This is a genomic window from Colwellia marinimaniae (assembly GCF_002207865.1).
GTDB lineage: Bacteria > Pseudomonadota > Gammaproteobacteria > Enterobacterales > Alteromonadaceae > Colwellia > Colwellia marinimaniae.
The window spans coordinates 1-232 of the sequence record NZ_BDQM01000547.1 but is presented as its reverse complement, the minus strand read 5'-3'; the positions used below and the strand labels follow the sequence as shown (position 1 = coordinate 232).

At 54.3% G+C, this 232-nt stretch carries 1 protein-coding gene; it reads right to left on the bottom strand.

The window, feature by feature from the left end; all coding sequences use genetic code 11:
* The coding region (locus MTCD1_RS20440) for an OprD family outer membrane porin (RefSeq protein ID WP_143760241.1) at nucleotides 1-232 on the bottom strand (232 nt) is incomplete at both ends.

The window sequence follows — 232 nt, the reverse complement described above, 5'->3', positions numbered from 1 at the left end:
GTCACCGAGCATGCGCTGGTAGGCGACGCCAAAGGTATGGCCGCCCTTTTTCAAGGCGGTCCTCAGGCCATAGGAGCGGTTATCGGTGTTTTTGTACAACGCCTTGCCATCTTCGCGGTTATCGAAATAACGCAGGTCGCTTTTCAAGGCATAGCCGCCACCCAGGTCGAGGTCATGGCTCAGGCCGAAGTATTGCTGCTGGTAGATATCTTCCAACTGACCGTAGAAATAC